This is a genomic window from Kribbella sp. NPDC056951, from assembly GCF_042674205.1.
GTDB classification, from domain to species: domain Bacteria; phylum Actinomycetota; class Actinomycetes; order Propionibacteriales; family Kribbellaceae; genus Kribbella; species Kribbella yunnanensis.
The window spans coordinates 1,046,181-1,066,366 of record NZ_JBHUQZ010000002.1 but is presented as its reverse complement, the minus strand read 5'-3'; the positions used below and the strand labels follow the sequence as shown (position 1 = coordinate 1,066,366).

The following is a 20,186-nucleotide window of genomic DNA, read 5'->3' as shown; positions in this document are numbered from 1 at the left end:
CGTCCCCCTATGCGTCGAGCCGGTACAGGGCGGCGGCCCCGGGTGCCAGGGTGGCGACGATCTTGGTCTTGTCCGCCTGCGCGGTGTAGGTGCGGGTCGCCGGGTCGAAGACCGAGACCTTGGTGACCGTTGCCTGGTTCAACGAAACGGTCGTGGTGCCGCTAGCGCCGTACTGGCGGTTGGCGATCAGCAACCAGCGAGTCTTCGCGGCATCGGTTGGCCGGAACCGCCCGAGCACCGCGGGACTGCCCGACGTACCGCTGAGGTAGCTGTCCGGCGTGAAGCCGACCGTGCCCGGTGGTGGGGTGTGGTTCGCGTGTACGGCGAGCTCGGACACCAGCGGTTTGAGCTCGGCGCCGACCGGGCGGAGCCAACTCGCGTTGATGGCCTTCGCGGCGTCGTACAGCGGGGTGTGCGTGCCGTCGAGGGTGGTGAGCGCGCGACCGAAGTTCTCCCCGCGCGCGGGGTCGGGCTGCCAGTAGGTGAAGTACTGAATGCCCTTGCAGCCATAGGCGAGGCTGGTGTTGATGTTCCACAGCAGCTCGTCCCGCGTCGGGAACCGGTGGCCGTTGTACTCGACGCTCTGCACGAACACCCACGACGGAATGTTCGCGCGCAGTGCCTCGGAGCGGATGATCGCCCAGTTCTCGAAGTAGTTCGGGTCCTCGCCCGACGTCAGCAACGGGTACCGGTCGTACGACAGCATCGGCGGCCGGCACGTGTCGACGAACCGGCGAACCATCGCGCGGTATCCGTCGCCGGTGCCCGGCACCAGATTCGAGTACGGCGTGTACGACGGCGCCTGTTCGCGCGCAATCGCGAATGCCTTGCCCAGCGAGGGGAACTGCCCTTCCGGCGGTTCGTCACCGAGGCTGAATCCGGCGAACGACTCGAAACCGCGGTACTGGTTCAGCGCATTGGTCAGCAGCGTCCGGGCATCCGCGGTGGTGATCGACATCGGGACCGACCGGTCGTCGCTGATCGTGAATCGCCGCGCCATGTTCTGCACATCGGGATCGCTGGAGACCAGCACCTTCAGGCCGACCTGCTCGGCGATTGCGAGGGTGTGCCGGATAATCGCCTGGTCGTCCAGATAGTTGCCGGTGATCAGGAAGTTGAACCCGGCCGCGCGGATCGCGTCGTACCGCGCGATGGTCGTCTGGAACGGCGGTGGCGGCCAGTACAGCCCGATCGGGAACTCGGCACCACCGACCAGCGGCAGTTCCACACAAGCCGCCGCCGGAGCCGCAGCCTGCGCGGGCACGTTGGCGGAACCGGTCAGGCGATGGGCGAACGGGATAGGCGCGGCGGCCAGCGCCCCGATGACGGCGCCACGCAGCACCGCCCGCCGGCCGAACCCGGTGGCCGCCCTTTGTTCAGGAATCATCATGCTCCTTCTCTCTGGTCACGACGCAGACCAGAACAGCCGAAGCTTTCACGCAGGGCAATCCTTTAGGCCCAGAACGTAATGAACGCCTGGCGACCAATACCGGACAGCCGATGCACATCAGGGTTTGAGAACGATCCGTCCGAAGACGTGGCCGGCGTCCATCTGCTCGTGCGCCTTGGCAGCTTCCTCCAGCGGGAGGACATCGTGAACCACGGCCTGGAGTTCGCCACGGGCCGCGGCCGCGAACTGGTCCCGGCGGACGCGTGCGCGGGCCGGCAAGTCGATCGTGTCCAGGCTGAACGTTGCCAGCGACAACGATCGCTGGAACGACCGCATCAGGTGATCGGTGAGGTCGGCCGGTAGCGGACCACCGACGACGCCGAGCACGACCAGCCGGCCGTTGGGGGAGAGCCTCGGGAGGAAGGTTGGCAGGTCCGGTCCGGCGACCACATCGAGGATGACGTCGTACGTCGCGGGTCCGTCGCCGGCGCCTGAGCGATCGAGCACGTGGGTCGCGCCGAGCTCGCGGAGGCGGCGACCGCGGTCGGGGGAGGAGGTGGTCACCGCGACCGCGGAGGCGGCGGCTGCGAGTTGCACAGCGAGCAGGCCGATGCTGCCTGCGGCCCCTCGGATCAGGACGGACTCGCCGGGGGCGAAATGCGCGTGCTGTAAGGCGAAATGGGCCACCGCGCCGGAGCCGCCGAGTGCAACGGCCGCCTCGTTCGTCAGGCCCGCGGGAATCCGCTCGAGGTGGTCGACCGCCGCGACGGCCTGTTCGACGTACCCGCCGCCGGTGCCGGTGAAGGCCCAGACCCGTTCGCCGATCCACGACGGATCGACCTCTGCGCCGACCGCGCTGACGGTCCCGGCGACCTCCGAGCCGAGGATGAGACCGGTGCCGAAGCCGTACCCGGCGAGGGTGCCGCGCCGGATCACGGCGTCGACCCCACCCACGCCGATCACCTCGACCGCGATGACCACCTGCCCGGGGCCAGGCTCTGGCGCCGGTACGTCGACCACCGCCATCCCGTCCGGTGCTCCGAATGTCCGGACCGCAACTGCTCTCACTGATCTGCTCCTTCTGAGTCTGTCTGCCGGTGCTTCGGACGTTAACGGACGCCTGCGTCCGGTTAGGTAGAGTGAGAGCGATGACCGTCGAACTGTCTCGTTCCCTGCGCGCCGATGCCGCGGACAACCGCGACCGGATCGTCGAGGCGGCGTACCGGCTGTTCGCGGCCGAGGGGATGACGGTGACGATGCGGGAGATCGCCCGGCAGGCAGGAGTCGGGCCGGCGACGCTGTACCGGCACTTCCCGACCAAGCAGGATCTCGCGGTCGAGGCGTTCGCCGAGCAGGTGCGGATCTGCCGCCAGGTCGTCGACGACGGGCTGGCCGAGCCCGACCCGTGGACCGGGTTCTGTCAGGTGATCGAGCGGATCTGCGAGCAGAATGCCGCCAGCCGCGGGTTCACCGAGGCGTTCCTCGCGACCTATCCGGAGCTGGCCGACCTGCGGACGCATCGCGAGTACACGATGGGCGTGATCGCCGAGCTCGCCCGGCGGGCCAAGCGGAGTGGACAGTTGCGCGCCGACTTCACGCTCGACGATCTGATCGTGATGCTCTCGGCACACCGCAGCATCCCGGGCCGGACAGCGCAGCAACGCCGTACGGCGTCACGCCGGTTCGCTGCGCTCACGATCGAGGCGTTTCGCGCGCGATTCTGAAGTGTTTGGTCGCTCCAGGTAGTCTCGTCGTTTGGCGCCCGGGCGAGCGGGTTGCCGTGTCGACGGGGTGGGTACGAGGAACGGATGTTGATCGCAGGGCGGTATCGGCTTGGCGCGTCTCTCGGGCGTGGCGGCATGGGGGAGGTGCATCGCGCCACCGACGAGGCACTGGGTCGGGTGGTCGCGGTGAAGACGATGCTCCGGTCCAGCGCGGATCCATCGGCGTCCGAGCGTTTCCGCCGGGAGGCGCGGGCGGCCGCCCGGTTGAGCGATCCCCACATCGTCGCGGTCTACGACTTCGGCCAGCACGACGACGCCTTCTACCTGGTGATGGAGCTGGTCGAGGGACGTTCGGTCTCCGGCGAGCTCGCTGACAGCGGACCGTTGTCGTGGCAGCGGGCTACCACGATCGTTGAGCAGGCCGCCGCCGGACTGATGGCCGCCCACGCCCAGGACGTCATTCACCGCGATATCAAGCCCAGCAACCTGCTGGTCACGGCGGACGGGACGGTCAAGGTCGCGGACTTCGGTATCGCGCAGATGCCCGGAGCCGAAACCAGTGAACTGACGATGACCGGTCAGATCCTGGGTAGTCCTTATTACTTGGCGCCGGAGCGCGCGCAGGGCCTGCAGTCTGGTCCCGAGGCCGACATCTACGCGCTGGGATGCGTTCTGTACGAGCTGGTCACCGGCCGGCCGCCGTTCATGGGCGATCATCCGACGGCGGTGCTCTATCAGCACGTGGACGCCGAGCCGGTTCCGCCCAGTGAGCTGCGCCCGGAGTTGGCCGGGCCGTTCGAGGGCGTGCTGCTGCAGATGCTCGCCAAGGATCCGGCGCAGCGTCCGACCGCTGCGCAACTCGCTGCGGGCAATTGGATGCCGACCGTCACCAATCGGCCCACCGAACCACTCACACCCGCAGCCGTACCCGCACCCGCGCCTGTGGTGCCGACGAAGGCCGCGCCGAAGCAGCGGACGACCTGGCTGATCGCCGCCGCCAGTGTGCTCATCATCGCCGGTGCGATCACCGCTGCCGTCGTACTGGCGAACCGCGGTGACGATCTGCCGCCGACGGTCGACATCGGGCCGCGTCCGAGCAGCAGTGTCAGTACGTCGAACACGCCGGGCCCGACCGCGCCGACGCAGTCCAGCGAGACGACTCGGCCGCCTTCGACCACACCGTCGACCACGCCGAGCGCGACGCCGACTCCTACCCCGACGCCGACTCCCACGCCGACGCCGACTCCGACGCCAAGCCCGACGCCGACTCCCAGCCCGACGCCGACGCCGACTCCGTCACCCACGCCCTCGCCGACTCCCACGCCCACCCCGTCGCCGACCCCGACCGGCACCCCGGAGCCGTAGGCTCGTGCTGCGGGCGTTGGCGTCGTACGCTGCCGCCAACAAAATGGGGGTGGGGCGGCATGGCACAGGCCGCGGGATACAGCTTCAATCCGGAGACCGTGTGGGGTGACACGGTCCGAGATCTCGCCGGGTACGGCTTACACGGCAAAGTCGTGGGGTCGGCAACGATTGTCCCGGCGAAGTACGGCGATGGTCTGAACTGCACCGGTGGCGCACTGCGCATCGTTGCCGAGGACGACACGTACCCGACCAACACCGACGGCGGGATCAGCCTAGCCGCGTGGGTACGACTGAACAACAACACCGCGGCAGCGCGCTGCCTGGTGTCGGTCTCGAGTGATGACGACCTCAACGTGGCGCTGTACGCGTCCAACGCGGCCGGGCACGTCGAGGCCTGGATCGAGGGGACGACGTACGCGACGACCACCAGCATCCGGGACGGCGCCGAGCACCACGTGATGCTGGTGGTCAACCGGACCACGGGTCCCGGCGACGAGTGGGTGAAGATCGTCGTCGACGGGACCGTGGTGTTGAGCGAGACCGATCTCACCCTCGACTTCGACTACGCCGGTGAGGTCACGGTCGAGGTCGGGCGGAACGTCATCGAGGAGGACGAGGCGCTGAACGGCGTCGTCGACGACTTCCGCTGGTGGAACGATCCGATCGAAACGTCGTACTGGGCAACGATTGTCGGGCAGGAGCAGATCGACCTGCAGCTCGCGATCTACCCGTTCGACAACGAGGCCAGCGACCGGAGCATCTACGGCCGGCATCTGATTCCGACGGCATCGGCGGCCTATACCTACGGCATGTACGGTCGGGCGCTGGTCTCGAGCGCGAGCCAGGCCGGAGCATCCGGCCCGGTCAACCTGCCGGACTGCGACCGGCTTGCGATCACCGGCTGGGTCCGGCTGGACGTCGTACCGAGCAGCCCGGAGCCGATCCTCGCGATCGACGACCTGGCCGGGAACTCGCGCGTCCGGGTGGTCGTCAACGCCGACCGCACGGTCACCGCGACCTGGGTGACGATTGCCTACGGCACCAAATCCGTGACCAGTACGGCGGAACTCGTGCACGGCGAGTTCGTCCCCGTGCACATCTCGATGAACCCGACGTACGTCGGCATCCGGATCGGCTCGCTGTCGCAGCAGACGACGTCGACCGGCAACGGCTTCCCGCATCTGACACCGACGGTCAACGGACTCAAGGTCCTGTACGTCGGTGGTGACAAGAACACCGGCGGTGAGGTCACCTGGAACTACCTCACGCTGACCAAGAACTTCCTGCGCGAGGTCGCCGACACCTACTGGGCGGGCCCGCCGACCAACTACCCGTCGCGGCCGCTGAACATCGCTCGCCTGGTCGTCGACTTCAACGAGAACGGCGGCACCACGGTCAAGAGCAAGTCGCCGGCCGCGAGCCCGCTCACCCGGACCTCGGCCGGTTCGTGGATCCAGGGTGTGCACGGTGCTGCCTTGGCCGCCAACGGTTCCGGCGGCAGCGCGACGGGCTCGATCGACTGGCCCGAGAATCCCAAGGGCTGGGCGTTCAGCGCGTGGGTGCGGTGCCGGGAGGAACCTTCTGGTGCGCGCTTTCTGGTGCTCCGCAACGAGGAACACGAGGTCGCCCACGCGGGACGCCTCTGGGGGAATCTGTGGACCCGCCTGTTCGGCGCCGATGGCAACACCGGTGCGATCTCGATCAGTTCGGCTCCGATTCCACACGAGACCTGGATCCACGTCGCTGCCTCGTGCAACGGCCAGCGGACCCAGTTCTTCCTGAACGGTGAGCGGGTTACTGCTCTCACCTACGACGTCGGTGCTTTGCGAGTCCCGACCCAGATCGTCATCGGGGGCGACGGCGACGACGACTCCGTTGCCGACATGGACAGTCTCCGGCTGTTCGATACACCCGTGAGCCCGGCCAACATCGCGTGGATGTACCAGAACCCAGGCCAGTTCTACGACACGGAGGGCGCCGTACTGCTGTGAGTAGGGCTTGGCGGCCGCGGGTACTGAGCGGCTATGGATGCAACAGGACTTCTGCAGGCAGCTGAGCGATTGTCGAGGTCACTGACAGCCGGTGACCTCGACCACACGCTGAGTCGGATCACGGCCGCGGCCGTCGAGGTGCTGCCGGAGGTCGAGTACGCCAGCATCACGGTGAAGCACAGCGACGGCAGGCTCGAGACGATCGCGCCGACCAGCGATGTGTTGTGGGGCGTGGATGCGGCGCAGTACGAGTTGCGTGAAGGTCCCTGTTACGACGCGGCGACGGACGGTGTGCATGTCCTGTCACCGGACCTGGCCGCCGACCCGAGGTTCCCCCGGTACGCCGCGAGTGCGGTCGCAGCCGGGATTCTGGCGCAGGCCGGTCTGCGGTTGTTCGACGCACCGAAGTCTCAAGGAGCGTTGAACCTGTACTCGACGAGCGTCGGTTCGTTCGAGGACCTCGGAGCCGTCGGTGCCCTGTTCACCCACCAGTCGGCCGTTGCGATCGAGTACGCCCGGGAGATCCACAGCCTGCAGGACGCACTCCGCACCCGCCGAACCATCGGCAAGGCGATCGGCGTCCTGATGGAGCGGTACACACTCACCGACCAGCGCGCATTCGCCTTCCTCGCCAGACTCTCCCAACAACGCAACATCAAACTCCACCGCATCTCCGAGGAGCTGGTCGAAGACGCCCAACTCCGTGGCGAACAAGGCGTCGGCGCCGGCTAGAAGCCCGGGAGGAAGAGACACAGCACGTGCCCGTGCGGATCCCGGATGACCCGGACGCCGTCAGGCTGCGGCTGATGCTCCTCCACCGTGGCCCCGAGGCTGACCGCACGTGCGGTATCCCGCTCAAGATCGTCAACCTGTACGTCGAAGTGCGCCTGCATCTGCTGGCTCCCCGGCTCCTGCGGCCAGACCGGCGCCACGTGATCAGTCTCCAACTGGAAGCTGAGCCCCGGCCGATCGTCATCGGGGTGGCAGACCCGAGCCCACTCCGGCGCGCTGCTCGTCACCTCCCACCCCAACAACTCGCTGTAAAAGCTGGCCAGCGCCGGCGGATCCGGCGTACCGAGAACGGTCGCAACAAGTCTCGTCATGTTTGGGCGGTACCCCACCGGCGACAGGCTCAGTCCTTCAGGCCGGCTCCGATGTCGGCGCTCATGACGTATTTCTGGAAGACGAGGTAGAGGGCTACCAGGGGGATCATCGAGAGGACCGAGGCGCCCAGGAGGACTGACCAGTTGACGTTTTCGGCGCCGACGATGGTGGCTACGCCGATCTGGAGGGTGTATTTGCTGGGCTCGTTCAGGACTACGAGGGGCCAGATGTAGTCGTTCCAGCGCCATTGGAACGAGAAGATCGCCAGGGTGAGCATGATCGGGCGGGAGAGCGGGAGCATGATCCGGAAGAGGGTCTGCAGCTCGCTGGCGCCGTCGATGCGGGCGGCCTCGAGCAAGTCGTTCGGGACGGTGAGGAAGAACTGGCGGAACATGAAGGTGCCGGTTGCTGTGATCACCGACGGTACGACGACGGCCGCGAGGCTGTTGTACATGCCGAGGTTGCGCACCACCAGGAACAGTGGCGCGAGGATGACCTCGCCGGGGAGCATCGTGGTTGCGAGGATGCAGATGGCGAAGGCTTTGATCCACCAGTTGGTGTACTTGGCGAGGGCGTAGCCGCAGGCGGCGCTGGCGATGATGGTGAGCACGGTGGCCGAGACGGCGACGATCAGGGTGTTGACGAAGTAGTGCGCGACGTCGAAGCTCGTCCAGGCCTGGGTGAAACCCTTGATGGTCGGGTGCTTGGGGAAGACTGTCAGTGGATACGAGAACAGCTCGCCGGCCGGCTTGAACGAGCTGAGCAGGAACCAGAGGACAGGAACGCCGTACACGGCGACCATGAGCCACAGGAGCGCGGTCGCCCAGATCTTCTTCGGGAGTTCGCCCGTGGAGGCGGTGGCGGCCATGTCAGGAGTCCTTCCGCCGGTTGAGGGCGAGCTGTACGAGCGCGATCACCATCAGGATCAGCATCAGCACGAACGACGCCGCGCTCGCGTAGCCGATCTGGGCCCGCTGGAAGCCCTTCGTGTAGATGTACTGGACGAGCAGGTTGTTCGCCGTCCCCGGGCCACCGCCGTTGATGGCCTGGATCAGCGCGTACTCCTTCATCGAGCCGAGCACGCTGAGCAGCACCACGATGAACGTCGTCGGCGCGATCGCGGGCAACGTGATGTGCCGGAACTTCGCCCACCCGCCGGCGCCGTCGAGCGACGCCGCTTCGTAGTACGCCGTCGGCACGTTCTTCAGTGCGGCAACGAACAGCAGCATGTTGAACGCCGTACCGCCCCAGGCCGCGGCCACGATGACGACCAGCATCGACAGGTTCGCGTTCGACTGCCACGGCACCTCGCTGCCGCCGAGCGAGGTGATGACGTAGTTGACGAGGCCGAAGTTCTCGCCGAACATCCAGCGCCAGATGACGCCCGCGATGATCGGCGAGATCAGCCACGGCAGGAAGAAGATGATCCGTGCGACCGCCTTGCCCTTGGTGTAGTTCGTGACCAGCAGCACCGCCGTGGTCAGCGAGAGCACCAGCGTCAGCGGTACGACGCCCGCCGTGAACACCAGGGTCCGGATCAGCGCCGAGTAGAACGCATCGTCCTGCAACAACCGCTGGTAGTTGTCCAGTCCGACGTACGGCGCGGTGCCGATCCCGGTGTAACTCGTGAACGAGTACAGCAGGCCGGTCACCGCCGGCCAGACGAAGAACGTGATCAGCAGCAGCAGGTTGATCGAGATGAGCGCCAGCGGTGCTGCGGTGTAGTGGTTCAGGCGGCGGCGCGGCCACACTCCTTGCACCGGCGTCAGCCCAGCGAGGCGTTGAGGCCGTTGACGATGTTGTCGACCGTCTTCTGTACGTCCTGCTCACCGTTGACGAACTTCGCCAGCTCGCCCTTGGTCGGGTCCTCGCCGGCTTCCTTGCCCGCCAGCAGCAGCTTGGTCCCGGCGGCCTGGCCGGACGACGAGATCGGGTCGGCGAGCTCGATCTCCTTGGCGTAGAGCGCGAAGGCGTCCTGCGCGGCCTTGGACTTGAACGGGTACGTCAGCGTCAGACCGGACTCGACCGGCAGGTAGCCGTTGGCCTGGGCCAGCTTGGTGTAGTTGTCACGCTGGAACAGGAAGTCGACCCACTTCTTGGCGGCCGCCGCAGTGTCCTTGTTGGTGAAGGCAACGACCTTGCCGCCGAGGTTGATGTCGGTGGCGTGCACCGGACCCGGCGTCGGTGCGCTGGCCCAGTCGAAGTTCGTGATGCCTTCGGCGAAGTCCGGCACCTGCCAGACGCCGGAGAAGTACGCGACCACCTGACCGCTCTTGAACAGCGCGTTCGGGTCGCCGCCCGAGGTCCAGACCGACTTCGGCATCACCTTGTCGTCGTTCATCGCCTTGAACTTGGTCAGCGCGGCCACGGTCGCGGCGTCCGGCGTCTGGTACTTGTTGTCGGCGCCGAGCTGGAAGCCCTTGCCGCCGTTGTTGTAGATGAACGCCCGGATCCGGGCCGCCGAGTTGTCGTAGACCAGGTCGTACTTCGCACCGGTCGCGGTCCGCACCTTGGTCGCGGCGGCGAGGAACTCGTCCCACGTCCAGGTCTGGCTGGGATCGGCCGGTACGGCGACTCCCGCCTTGGTGAACAGGGTCTTGTTGATGAACAGCCCGGCCGCGGTCAGGTCGGACGGGATCGCCAGCACCTTGCCGTCCTGCTCGGTGATCAGGTCCTTACGGATCTTGTTCGTCTCGTTGTTCGCGGTCGCGCTCAGGTCCTGGAGCTGGTTGATCCACAGCGCGTCGAGCGACGGGACGCTGGCGACGTCGGGCAGCGAGTTGGCCTGGGCCGACTGCCGCAGCTTGTCCTGGTAGCCGTCGTACGGCTGGTTCACCACCTCGACGGTGATGCCTTCCTTGGCCTGGAATTCCTTGGCCAGGTCGGTGTATCCCTGGATCTGGGCGGCCGTCGACAGCCAGAAGGTGATCTTCTTCGCGTCACCCGAACCTGAGTCGCCGGACCCGGAACCGCAGGCGGTCAGCACCGCCGCGGTCGCCATGCCTGCCGCTAGCCACCGCCACCGCCGAAGGGAACCGCTCATCGTTTTTCTCCTTGTGTTCAACGCAGCCCGGGTAGGCGACGGTGGGACGCTAGGAGGCAAGCGCTTACCGCGTCAAGAGCCAATGCTGTATCGATATACATTTAAGTCCTGACAAAAGGTTACTGAGCGGAAGGGTTCTGCGGTGGACCACGATTTCCTGGGGTTGCTGACGACCGCGGGCGAGGCGCAGATCACGCGGCTGCTGCGTGCCGGTACGGCGATTGGGAGCGATCCCAGACAGGTCGGGCGGGAGCTCCGGCGACTCGTGGCCGGGTACGTCGGAGAGTCGTCGTACCGTCACGATCCGGCCGTCCTGGAGTTGTTGCGGCAACTATCCGGGGAGCTCGCGGCGAGCCAGCACGCGGACGGGACCTACGACATCGGCAACCTGCATTCGCCACCCGACACGGCCTTCCTGGTCCAGGATCTCTGTGTGGTCTGGGAGTTGCTGAAGGATGACGACCAGGAGATCGCGGCAACGATCCACGAGATCCTGGCGAAGGCCGGTCCAGTATTGGCGAGCGGGGGAGTGCACACCCCGAACCATCGGTGGGAGGTGTCGGCGGCACTTGCCCGCATCAACCACATCCAGCCCGACCAGCGGTACGTCGACCGGATCGACGAGTGGCTGGCCGAAGGAATCGACGTAGGTCCGGACGGGATCTACAGCGAGCGGAGTTCGATCTACGCGTCCGCCGTGACGAATCCGTCGCTGCTCACGATCGCCTGGCTGCTGGATCGTCCGGAGCTGGTCGAGGTCGTCCGGCGCAACCTGGAGGCGACGCTGCACCTGCTGGAGCCGAACGGCGAGGTGGATGTGATCGCGTCCCGCCGGCAGGACCAGTTCCAGATCCAAGACGTCTGGGGCTACCTCCTCCAGTACCGCGAACTGGCGATCGTGGACGGGGACGGCAGGTTCGCCGCGGTTGCTCAGGGCATCGAGCGTCGAAGTGTCGGTGAGCTGGGTGACTTCTGGGCCGAGGTCCTCGAACGGCCGGACCTGGCCGCCAAATTGCCGCCGGCGACCGAGCCGCCGACCGACTTCGTCAAGGAGTTCCCGTCACAGTCGTCGGTGCGGATCCGACGGGATACCCGTACGGCGACGATCTTCGGCGGGACGGACTTTCACGACGTACCGGTGATCGCGTCCGGCCTCTCGGTCAACCCGACCTTCTTCAAGCTACGCAAGGGGGATGCGATCCTCGACTCCGTTCGACTCGCACCGCAGTTCTTCGGCACCGGGCACTTCCACAGCGAGTACCTGCGGCGGTTGTCGCCGTCCGTGGTCGAGCTCGGGGCCGAGGTCGCAGTGCCGTACTACCAGCCGTTGCCGCCGGAGCGCCGTACTGCGGACGGCCGATATGCGCTCACCCCCGACGGCCGGTTCTACGCGTCGATGGACTTCGGCGAACGGCCGCGGGACTACCGGACACTGCGGACGGTGATCACCGTGGCCGAGGTGGAGAGCGGGTTCGATCTGACCTTCGAGCTCTCCGAATCCGAGGCGCCGTACGCGATCGAGCTCTGTTTCCGGCCGGGTGGGGTGTTGTCGGGGGTCGACGAGATCGATGATTCCGGCAACTATCAGCTGGCGTCCGGGACCGGGGTGTACACGGTCGGCGACGACCGGATCGAGTTCGGTCCGGGGTCGGGGACGGCGCGCGTCCGGATGGATCCGGGGGAGCGGTACCGGATGCTCAACGGCTCGCTCGTTCCGGCCGGATTGCGGGTCTACCTGACCGGTCGTGCTCCTGGCGTTCAGAGACTCGAGATCCGTACTGTGTAATGGTCCTTGACCAAGGGGTTGTTACCGCGAACACTGGCCTCTGGCGCACGTAAGCAGCAACCAGGGGGTTCGGATTGAGCACCGGCAAGCAAGCGAGTCTGACCGACGTTGCCGATCTCGCGGGCGTGTCGCACATGACGGTCTCCCGGGTGGTCAACAAGACCGGCCCGGTGAGCGCCGCGACCCGGGCCCGGGTGCTCGCAGCCGTCGAGAAGCTGAGCTACCGGCCGAACTCGGCAGCGCGCGCCCTGGTCACCGGCAAGACCGGAATCCTCGGCGTGGTCACCCTGGACTCCACCTTGTACGGCCCGGCCAGCACGCTGTACGGCATCGAGCACGCAGCGCGCGAGGCCGGGTACTCGGTCACGATCACCAGCGTCGGTACGCCGGACACTTCGGCCATCGCGGACGCGATCGAGAACCTGCGTCGCCAGGCGGTCGAGGGCATCGTGGTGATCGCGCCGCATGCGGCCGCTAGCAAGTCGCTCGAGGTGGTGCCGCGTGACATCCCGCTGGTAGCAGTCGGCGGCGGTCAGGCCGCGCCAGTGCCGATGATCGCCGTCGATCAGTCCGACGGCGCACGTCGTGCGACCGAGCACCTGCTCGCGCTCGGTCACAAGACCGTCTGGCACGTGGCCGGTCCGGTCGACTGGCTCGAGGCCCAGGATCGTGAAGCGGCCTGGCGGCAGACCCTGAAGCGGCATCGCGTCCGCGCACCCCGCATCGTCCGCGGCGACTGGAGTTCACGCTCGGGGTACGCCGCAGGCCAGGTGCTGGCCCAGGAGAAGGACCTCACCGCGGTGTTCGTGGCCAACGACCAGATGGCGCTCGGCCTGCTGCGCGCCTTCACCGAAGCGGGGATCGCGGTCCCGAAGGACGCCCACGTGGTCGGCTTCGACGACGTACCGGAGGCGGCGTACTTCAGCCCGCCGCTGACCACTGTCCGCCAGGACTTCATCGAGGTCGGTCGGCGGACGTTCCGCCAACTGGCCGAGCAGATCGCCGGCGGCGAGCCGGCTGTTCGTGACCTGGTCCCCGCGGAGCTCATCGTCCGGGAGAGCACCGGGCCCAGGTAGCGCCAACCCAACGTTCGCGGCGGGCTCTTCGTCCTGTGGGGGCATGAGACGACGACGAATGGTGGTCGGGGCCTTGGCTGCCCTGGTCGGGGTCGGGGTGCTTGGGTACCAGTTGCCTGGTCAACCGGCGGATGCCGCCGCGGCCCAGCCGGCCGGACCCGAGCAGGTGGTGACCTTGGTGACCGGAGACAAGGTGGCGGTCCGGCCCGACGGCAAGACCTGGCAGGTTCGGGTCGAGCCGCGGGCTGGGCGCCGGACCGGGTTCCTCCAGAGTGTCGGGCCTGGGGGAGTGACTGTGATCCCGGCCGATGTGGCGCAACTGGTTCGGGACGGCAAGCTGGATCGGGCGCTCTTCGACGTGACCGGGCTGATCGCGCGGGGCCTGGCGGACGGGAAGAGTACGACGCTTCCGTTGCTGGTGCAGACCGATGGACGCCGGTCGGCCGGGACGCTCGGGCGGATGACGCGGCAGTTGGCGAACCTGGCGGCCGTTTCGGCGCCGAAGGGCCGCGCGCTGGATGAGCTACCGGCCGGAATCAAGCGGGTCTGGCTGAACGGGCGTGCAAAGCCCACGCTGGACGTCAGCGTGCCGCAGGTCGGCGCACCGGCCGCGTGGCAGGCCGGACACAGCGGGAAGGGCGCGAAGATCGCCGTACTAGACACCGGGTACGACGCCGCGCATCCGGACCTGCAGGGTGCAGTTGCCGCGAGCAAGGACTTCACTGGCGAGGGGATCCAGGACGAGGTCGGCCACGGGACGCATGTCGCGTCGATCGCGGCCGGACGCGGTACGGCGTCGAAGGGCAAGTACACCGGGGTTGCCAAGGACGCCGGGTTGCTGATCGGCAAGGTCTGCACCTGGGAGGGCTGCTCGTGGGACGCGATCATCGCCGGGATGCAGTGGGCCGCGGACAGTGGCGCCAAGGTGGTCAACCTGAGCCTCGGCGGCGACGCGTCTGACGGGACCGACCTGCTCTCGACGGAACTGAACCGGATCTCGGCCGCCTCCGGTGCCCTCTTCGTGGTGTCGGCCGGTAACGCGGGTCCGACCGGTCGGGTGTCGAGTCCGGCCGCGGCCGATCGCGCTCTCGCGGTGGGCAGCGTCACCAAGCAGGACGAGTTGAGCGAGTTCTCGTCGGTCGGCCCGCGGGCCGGCGACTTCGGCCTCAAGCCGGATATCGCGGCACCGGGATCGGACATCGTGGCTGCCCGGGCCAAGGGCACGCCCGATGACGATGCCGTTGACGAGAACTACGCGCGGCTGTCCGGTACGTCGATGGCCGCGCCGCACGTGACTGGGGCTGCCGCGATCCTCGCCGCGCAGCACGTGGACTGGACCGGCGAGCGGCTCAAGGCCATCCTGATGAGCAGTGCGCAGCCGCTGGACGGCATCTCCGTGTTCGCTCAAGGGGCGGGCCGTCTCGACGTGGCGCGGGCTGATCGGCAGCAGGTCGTGACTGATGCGGCGGCGCTGCAGTTCGGTCGGCTGGTCTGGCCGCATGCGGATCGCGAACCCATTGCACGCAAGGTGATCTTCCGAAACCTCGGTACGACGGCGGTCACGCTGGCCACGCAGCTCGACGTACCGGATGTGCCTGCTGGATTCGCCAAGGTCGATGCCGCCACCCTCACGGTGCCGGCGGGTGGACAGGCCGTGGCGACCGTGACCATCGACCCGAAGCTGGGGCGGCTGGGCACGTTCGAGGGGCGGCTCGTTGCACGCTCGGCTGACGGCAGTGTGGTGGTGCAGACGCCGTTCGGTGTGCACAAGGAAGAGGAGTCGTTCGACTTCGAGCTGAAGGTCATCGACCGCAACGGTGCGGTGCTGCCGGCGACCGGCTCGAGTGCGACTGCCCGCATCCTCAATCTGGATCGCCCGGAGATCGACCTCTTCCCGGTCGAGCCCGGCGAGAAGCTGCGGCTGCCCAAGGGCCGCTATCAGGTCGGCGCCTACGTCTACACGGCGAATGCCGGGTACGCGCTTCCGTCGGTGACCGCGTACGCGCAGCCGGAGCTCAGTCTCGACAGCGATCGAGTACTCACCATCGACGCCCGGCCCGGCAAGCCGGTGCGCCATCACGTCGATCGACCGGGTCGGACCAACGGCACCTTCGCGATGGTGACGACGACCGCGGCGGGTCGGAGCACCCTCTCGTCCTGGTTCGCCGAGCGCTCTTTCGCGGTGCCGACGTCCGGTTCGTCGGCGGACCTCGGCTTCCTGGACGGCTCGTCGACCGAGGCCGATGCGGTCGTGATCACCGACCAGCGCGGTACGACGATGCCGGTGGACTGGGCTTCCGGGGACGACGCGCGGTTCATCGGGAGCCGCAAGCTTCGCACGGTGAATGTCGGTCATGCCACCGACGCCGATCTCGCTCAGGTCGATGTCAAGGGCAAGCTCGCGATGTTCACGCTGGACGTGAACGAGGTTGGCGATTATGCCGCCCGGGTCCAGCGGTTGGCGGAGCTCGGCGCGGCGGCCACGCTCAACTACCTGACCGACGAAAACGCGTGGCCGGGTGACGAGCCGAGCATTCCCAGTGTCGTTGCCGATGGCCCCGGTATTCGCAGGCTGGTGGCGAACGCCGGCTCGTGGGCAACCCTGACCGGACGCCCGCAAAGCCCTTATCGGTATGACGTTCTGTTCGGTCACCGGGGCGGGATTCCGGCGGCGATGGATCGGCGGATCCGCGATCGCGACCTGATCACCGAGCAGACGGCGTACCACGGGAACCAGGGCGAGGCTGTGTCCGTGCTGCCGATCGGGTCGGCAGGGGACCTGGGGCGGCTCGGAATCCAGTGGGCCGAGCAGATCAGGCTTCCGTTGCAGCGCACCGTGCTGAGGTCAGCGGCTCCGATCACGTGGACGGACGAAATGCTCACCGACACCGCTCGCTATCGGAGTGAGGTGCTGGATCGCGGCCCGGGCCGCATCAGCACCGCGTGGCTCGCGCCAGTCACCGGCCCGGCGCCGGCCGCCGAGGCGATCCGGGACGGTGACGGGTTGTCGATCCGGTTGCCGCTTGTCTCCGATGGTGCCGGACATGCCGCTAGCGCATCCAACGAGGGCTACGAAGGATCAACCACGCTCTGGCGAGGCGACCAGCAGATCGCGCACTCCGACCGGCCCGGCGATCCGTTGACAACCGAGGTCGGGGCGGAGCAGGCGACGTACCGGCTGGTCGCGACTGCTCGCCGTACCGGGCAACCGACCCAGGTGAGCGCCGAGTGGACCCTCCGCTCCGGCCGGACGGCGGCCGCGCAACCCCTGCCGTTGGTGACGGTCGGCCTGCAACCGCCCGTCCGCCTCGACAACACCGCACCGGGTGGGCGCACGTTCCGGATCCCCGTCACCGCTCGGCAGTCGGCGACGGTCGAGTCGGTCGAGTACTCGACCGACAACGGCAAGACGTGGACCAACGCCGTCCTCGCGAACGGCGTGGCCACCATCAGGCATCCCGCCACAGGCTGGATCTCGCTGCGGTCGAGCGCCAAAGATGCTGATGGCAACAAGGTGGTGCAGACGACGCTAGCCGCCTACCAGGTGAGGTAGGACCCGGCAGCCCCCGAGCCCGCGCCGGGTTCGGGGGCCACCGTTCACAGATCCGTCGGGCCGAGATCCGGGTCGGGCGCGAACCGAGCCGTCGGGTCGGAGAGCGTGTCCAGCTCCAGTACGACGAGCTCGTTGGTGCCGGCTCGTAGGGCAGGGCCGGGGATGTAGAGGGTGTGTTGTGGTCCGCGGCGCCAGTAGCGGCCGAGGCAGAAGCCGTTGATCCAGGCGAACCCCTTGCCCCAGGCATCCGTCCGGAGGAACAGGTCTGTCGCTTCCTCCACCGTGAACGACGCTCGGTAGGCAGTCGGGCCGACGCCCGCCGCGGACGGCAGCGTGTCCTTCCACAGCTCCGGTACGGCGTCGAGGTCGATCGCCAGCGTCTGCCAGGCGGACGGGGTGTGCGCCCCGACCTGGAGCGGCCCGATCAGTCCCTTCGGCTCACCGATGCGCGCACCGTAGTTGACCCGACCCTGGTCCTCGACGATCAGATCAAGTCGGCCACCGCGGGGGAGGGTGATCGCGCGGTCGTGGTCCTCACGGCTGAGCACCCCGACCGGATCGCCGTCCAGGAAGACGTGCGCGCGATCGCGAACCTCGCCGAGTGCGAGAACCGCCGGACCGTCGACATCGACCTGCGTGCGGTACAGAGCGAACTGCGTGTCGAGGTCGTCCAGCGTCGGAAGCTCGTCGTGCGCCCGCCAGGTACCCCAGTTGTCCGGCCGGTCCAGCAACCGGATCGGCTCGCCCAGCTCCGCGCTGAACTCCGGCGTCGGCACCACCTGGTCAAAGTCAGGCAGCGGCGGCACCGGCGCATGCCGGGCGATGACCTCGCGGAAGGCGTGGAACTTGGCCGTCGGACGACCCGCCTCGTCGAGTGGGGCGTCGTAGTCGTACGACGTGATGGTCGGCCGGTAGACGCCCTTGTCGTTGGCGCCGTTGGTCAGGCCGAAATTCGTCCCGCCGTGGACCATGTAGATGTTCACCGAGGCGCCCGCCGACAGGAGCGCGTCCAGTTCGGCGGCCGCCTCGGTGGCGGAGGTGGTGTGGTGCGGTCCGCCCCAGTGGTCGAACCAGCCGTCCCAGAACTCCATACACATCAGCGGACCGGTCGGTTGATGGGTCCGCAGTGTCGACAGGCGCTCGACACTGCGTGATCCGAACGAACCGGTCCGCAGTACGCCGTCGATCCCGCCCGCGGTGAGCATCGCGTCCTCGGGCTGGTCGACGGTGACCAGTGGCACCGTGATGCCCTCGGCGCGGAACAGTTCGACCAGCCACTTGAGGTAGGTCGAATCGTTGCCGAAGGCCCCGTACTCGTTCTCCACCTGCAGGAGCAGGACCGGTCCGCCCTGATCCACCTGCAGAGGGCGCACGATCCGCAGTACCTCGCTCAGGTACTCGCCCACCGCGGCGAGGTACTGCGGCTCGTACCGGCGCACCCCCACTCCTGGCTGCCGGAACAGCCAGGCGGGGAGGCCGCCGTTGTCCCACTCGGCGCAGATGTACGGGCCGGGCCGGACGATCGCGTGCAGACCCGCTTCGGCGACCCGGCGCAGGAACAGCTCGAGATCGAGCATCCCGGTGGTGTCGAAGACACCGCGCCGGGGTGAGTGCGCGTTCCACGGGACGTAGGTCTCGATGGTGTTGAGACCCATCAGCCGCGCCTTCTCGATCCGGTCCGCCCACTGGTCCGGATGGATCCGGAAGTAGTGCAGCGCACCGGACAGGATGCGGAACGGCTTCCCGTCGAGCAGGAACTCGGACTCACCGATTGCGAAGTCTGACATCATTTCCTTTCAGCCGTTGACCTGGAAACCCTGCTGATTGCCGTAGGCAACCAGAGCGTCCTGCCAGGACTTCAATCCGTCGTCCAAGCTGCTTTTCGCCTGATACGACTTGCCGACGGTGTCACCGAAGATGCTGTTCGCGTAGAGCTGGTAAGGCAAGTAGCTCCAACCGGGAGCGACGGTACCCGCGGCACCGGTCAGCACCTGGTTGATCTCCTGGCCACCGAAGTATGCGCTCTTCTTGCCGACGAACTCCGGCGCCTTCAGGTCGGCCGTGGTGGCGGGGAAACCGCCGCTGGCCAGGAAGGTCTTCACGCCGTCACCGTTGTTGAGCCAGCGGACGAATCCGGCCGCGAGCGCGGGGTTCTGGCTCTGCTTCAGCACGGACTGCGTGCTGCCGCCGTTCTCGGCCGTGACCGGCTGACCGTCGTACGTCGGCATCGGGGCGACCCGCCACTTGCCGGCGCCGGCCTTGACCGAGGACTCCATCACACCGGGCATCCAGGCGCCGGTGGGCAGCGTGGCGATCGTGCCGTCGCCGAGTGCCTTGAACCACGCGTCGGACCAGCCGGGAATGCTGGACACGAGTCCACCCTGAACGAGCTGGTTCCACTCGGCGGTCCACTTCTTGGCGCCGTCGTCGGCCAGGTTGATCGTGACGTTCTTGCCGTTCGTGGTGAACGGCTTGCCACCGGCCTGCCAGATCATGCTGGTCGTGAAGCCCGCGTCACCGCTGTCGTTGGTGATGAACTTCTTCGGGTCGGCCTGGTGCAGCTTCTTCGCCGCGGCGACGTACTCGTCCCAGGTCTTCGGCACGGTCAGGCCGTACTTGTCGAAGACCTCCTTGTTGTAGAACAAGGCCATCGGGCCGGAGTCCTGCGGCAGCCCGAAGAGTCCGTCACCGGCGTGGACGGCGGTCCAGGTCGACGGCGTGTACGCCGACTGGAACTGGTCGAACCCGTACTGCCGCAGGTCGACCAGCGAGCCGGGCAGCGCGAACTGCGGCAGCGCCTGGTACTCGATCTGCGCGACATCGGGAGCACCCGAACCGGCCTTGATCGTGTTCTGCAGCTTGGTGTAGTGGTCGTTGCCGGTTCCGGCGTTGACGTAGTTCACCTTGACGTTCGGGTACGCCTTCTGGAACGCGTCCACCTGCGCCTGGGCGGACGGCGTCCAGCTCCAGTAGGTGATGGTGCCGCCCTTTTGCAGCGCCTCGTCGACAGCCGCGGGCGAGCCCTTGGCGCTGTCGCCGCCTCCTCCGGTGCCGGAGTCCTTGCTCGATCCGCAGGCGACCAGAACCAGCGACATCGCTGCGATCATGGCGCCGGCGGCCACCAACTTACGGGTGGTTGACTTCATGGCCTTCC

At 67.5% G+C, this 20,186-nt stretch carries 15 protein-coding genes; 7 read left to right on the top strand and 8 right to left on the bottom strand.

Annotated elements, in window-relative coordinates; genetic code table 11:
• Nucleotides 1-7 precede the first annotated feature (7 nt).
• Both ACFTSF_RS12280 and ACFTSF_RS12275 read right to left on the bottom strand, forming a co-directional pair.
• Nucleotides 8-1,390: a hypothetical protein gene (locus ACFTSF_RS12280; RefSeq protein ID WP_380153887.1), complete on the bottom strand. Its 1,383-nt coding sequence runs from the start codon at nucleotides 1,388-1,390 to the stop codon at nucleotides 8-10.
• 117 nt (nucleotides 1,391-1,507) lie between these two features.
• On the bottom strand, nucleotides 1,508-2,458 hold the full coding sequence (locus tag ACFTSF_RS12275; RefSeq protein ID WP_380153886.1) for a zinc-binding dehydrogenase: 951 nt from the start codon (nucleotides 2,456-2,458) through the stop codon (nucleotides 1,508-1,510).
• Nucleotides 2,459-2,538: 80 nt separating this feature from the next.
• Between ACFTSF_RS12275 and ACFTSF_RS12270 the strand changes: the two genes are divergently transcribed.
• The 4 genes from ACFTSF_RS12270 (at nucleotide 2,539) to ACFTSF_RS12255 (ending at nucleotide 7,202) form a co-directional block, all read left to right on the top strand.
• Complete coding sequence (locus tag ACFTSF_RS12270) at nucleotides 2,539-3,114, top strand: TetR/AcrR family transcriptional regulator (RefSeq protein ID WP_380153885.1); 576 nt, start codon at nucleotides 2,539-2,541, stop codon at nucleotides 3,112-3,114.
• Nucleotides 3,115-3,198: 84 nt separating this feature from the next.
• A complete protein-coding gene (locus ACFTSF_RS12265) occupies nucleotides 3,199-4,479 on the top strand; it encodes a serine/threonine-protein kinase (RefSeq protein ID WP_380153884.1) in 1,281 nt (426 codons plus the stop codon).
• Between the two features lie 59 nt (nucleotides 4,480-4,538).
• Nucleotides 4,539-6,470 (top strand): LamG-like jellyroll fold domain-containing protein, encoded by a 1,932-nt coding sequence (locus ACFTSF_RS12260; protein ID WP_380153883.1) that lies wholly within the window; start codon nucleotides 4,539-4,541, stop codon nucleotides 6,468-6,470.
• 33 nt (nucleotides 6,471-6,503) lie between these two features.
• Complete coding sequence (locus ACFTSF_RS12255; protein WP_380153882.1) at nucleotides 6,504-7,202, top strand: GAF and ANTAR domain-containing protein; 699 nt, start codon at nucleotides 6,504-6,506, stop codon at nucleotides 7,200-7,202.
• On the opposite strand, the gene ACFTSF_RS12250 is transcribed toward ACFTSF_RS12255, so the two are convergent.
• The 4 genes from ACFTSF_RS12250 to ACFTSF_RS12235 are packed head-to-tail and all read right to left on the bottom strand — an operon-like array spanning nucleotide 7,199 to nucleotide 10,617.
• The gene (locus tag ACFTSF_RS12250; protein WP_380153881.1) at nucleotides 7,199-7,573 is read right to left on the bottom strand and encodes a VOC family protein; all 375 of its coding nucleotides are present in this window, start codon (nucleotides 7,571-7,573) and stop codon (nucleotides 7,199-7,201) included. The two genes, ACFTSF_RS12255 and ACFTSF_RS12250, sit on opposite strands and share 4 nt — an antisense overlap.
• A gap of 29 nt (nucleotides 7,574-7,602) precedes the next feature.
• On the bottom strand, nucleotides 7,603-8,442 hold the full coding sequence (locus ACFTSF_RS12245) for a carbohydrate ABC transporter permease (RefSeq protein WP_344148366.1): 840 nt from the start codon (nucleotides 8,440-8,442) through the stop codon (nucleotides 7,603-7,605).
• Nucleotide 8,443: 1 nt separating this feature from the next.
• Nucleotides 8,444-9,334, bottom strand: a complete 891-nt coding sequence (locus ACFTSF_RS12240) for a sugar ABC transporter permease (RefSeq protein ID WP_344148363.1) — start codon at nucleotides 9,332-9,334, stop codon at nucleotides 8,444-8,446.
• A gap of 5 nt (nucleotides 9,335-9,339) precedes the next feature.
• Nucleotides 9,340-10,617, bottom strand: a complete 1,278-nt coding sequence (locus ACFTSF_RS12235) for an ABC transporter substrate-binding protein (protein WP_380153880.1) — start codon at nucleotides 10,615-10,617, stop codon at nucleotides 9,340-9,342.
• A 142-nt stretch (nucleotides 10,618-10,759) separates the two neighbouring features.
• On the opposite strand from ACFTSF_RS12235, the gene ACFTSF_RS12230 reads away from it, so the two are divergent.
• From ACFTSF_RS12230 to ACFTSF_RS12220, 3 genes are all read left to right on the top strand, one after another.
• A complete protein-coding gene (locus ACFTSF_RS12230) occupies nucleotides 10,760-12,403 on the top strand; it encodes a hypothetical protein (RefSeq protein ID WP_380153879.1) in 1,644 nt (547 codons plus the stop codon).
• Between the two features lie 74 nt (nucleotides 12,404-12,477).
• A complete protein-coding gene (locus ACFTSF_RS12225; protein WP_380153878.1) occupies nucleotides 12,478-13,479 on the top strand; it encodes a LacI family DNA-binding transcriptional regulator in 1,002 nt (333 codons plus the stop codon).
• Nucleotides 13,480-13,522: 43 nt separating this feature from the next.
• Entirely contained in the window at nucleotides 13,523-17,032 is a 3,510-nt protein-coding gene (locus ACFTSF_RS12220; protein WP_380153877.1) for a S8 family serine peptidase, read from the top strand.
• A 44-nt stretch (nucleotides 17,033-17,076) separates the two neighbouring features.
• On the opposite strand, the gene ACFTSF_RS12215 is transcribed toward ACFTSF_RS12220, so the two are convergent.
• Both ACFTSF_RS12215 and ACFTSF_RS12210 read right to left on the bottom strand, forming a co-directional pair.
• Nucleotides 17,077-18,819 (bottom strand): beta-galactosidase family protein, encoded by a 1,743-nt coding sequence (locus ACFTSF_RS12215; RefSeq protein WP_380153876.1) that lies wholly within the window; start codon nucleotides 18,817-18,819, stop codon nucleotides 17,077-17,079.
• Between the two features lie 9 nt (nucleotides 18,820-18,828).
• The gene (locus ACFTSF_RS12210; RefSeq protein WP_380153875.1) at nucleotides 18,829-20,178 is read right to left on the bottom strand and encodes an ABC transporter substrate-binding protein; all 1,350 of its coding nucleotides are present in this window, start codon (nucleotides 20,176-20,178) and stop codon (nucleotides 18,829-18,831) included.
• Between the last annotated feature and the right edge of the window lie 8 nt (nucleotides 20,179-20,186).

Coding starts and splice junctions, on each gene's coding strand:
- ACFTSF_RS12235 (WP_380153880.1), bottom strand. CDS start 10,617: ATGAGCGGTTCCCTTCGGCGGTGGCGGTGGCTAGCGGCAGGCATGGCG.
- ACFTSF_RS12215 (WP_380153876.1), bottom strand. CDS start 18,819: ATGTCAGACTTCGCAATCGGTGAGTCCGAGTTCCTGCTCGACGGGAAG.
- ACFTSF_RS12260 (WP_380153883.1), top strand. CDS start 4,539: ATGGCACAGGCCGCGGGATACAGCTTCAATCCGGAGACCGTGTGGGGT.
- ACFTSF_RS12270 (WP_380153885.1), top strand. CDS start 2,539: ATGACCGTCGAACTGTCTCGTTCCCTGCGCGCCGATGCCGCGGACAAC.
- ACFTSF_RS12245 (WP_344148366.1), bottom strand. CDS start 8,442: ATGGCCGCCACCGCCTCCACGGGCGAACTCCCGAAGAAGATCTGGGCG.
- ACFTSF_RS12210 (WP_380153875.1), bottom strand. CDS start 20,178: ATGAAGTCAACCACCCGTAAGTTGGTGGCCGCCGGCGCCATGATCGCA.
- ACFTSF_RS12255 (WP_380153882.1), top strand. CDS start 6,504: ATGGATGCAACAGGACTTCTGCAGGCAGCTGAGCGATTGTCGAGGTCA.
- ACFTSF_RS12220 (WP_380153877.1), top strand. CDS start 13,523: ATGAGACGACGACGAATGGTGGTCGGGGCCTTGGCTGCCCTGGTCGGG.
- ACFTSF_RS12280 (WP_380153887.1), bottom strand. CDS start 1,390: ATGATGATTCCTGAACAAAGGGCGGCCACCGGGTTCGGCCGGCGGGCG.
- ACFTSF_RS12250 (WP_380153881.1), bottom strand. CDS start 7,573: ATGACGAGACTTGTTGCGACCGTTCTCGGTACGCCGGATCCGCCGGCG.
- ACFTSF_RS12265 (WP_380153884.1), top strand. CDS start 3,199: ATGTTGATCGCAGGGCGGTATCGGCTTGGCGCGTCTCTCGGGCGTGGC.